Origin of the sequence: Streptomyces lancefieldiae, from assembly GCF_031845825.1 — a bacterium.
GTDB lineage: Bacteria > Actinomycetota > Actinomycetes > Streptomycetales > Streptomycetaceae > Streptomyces > Streptomyces lancefieldiae.
This window is the reverse complement of sequence record NZ_JAVRFH010000367.1, coordinates 1-424: the sequence shown is the minus strand read 5'-3', so window position 1 is coordinate 424 and position 424 is coordinate 1. Positions and strand designations below refer to the sequence as shown.

The 424-nt window shown below is 73.1% G+C and carries 1 pseudogene; it reads right to left on the bottom strand.

The annotated features are described in order from the left end of the window. Positions 1-424 (bottom strand): annotated as a pseudogene (locus tag RM812_RS42545) (FdhF/YdeP family oxidoreductase); the annotation flags it as partial.

Genomic DNA, 424 nt, shown 5'->3' with positions numbered 1-424 from the left:
CGCTGGTGGTGTTCCACTGGTCGAGCGAGCGCATGGGGCCCAGCGCCAGCGTGCCGGGCGCGGGAACGACGTCGGGCAGCGCGGCGGCGGAGAACTCGGCGCGCCCCGACGGGGTGAGGAAGACCAGCTCGCGGGCGGGCTGCCTGATCCGGACGCCCAGGGGCAGGCGCACCCGGCGGTTGAAGTCCTCGACGCCGTCCAGCGCCATGGCCATGGTGTCGCGGATGCGGTCGTAGTCCTCGACGTACCACTGCCAGGGCGTCGCGCTGTCGGGCAGCGCGGCGCGGGCCATCCCGGCGACGACGGCCGGTTCGGAGAGCAGCCGCGGGGACGCGGGCCGCTTCATGCCGACCGACAGGTGGACCATGCTCATCGAGTCCTCCACGGAGGTGGACTGCACGCCCTTGCGCTGATGGTCCTTCTC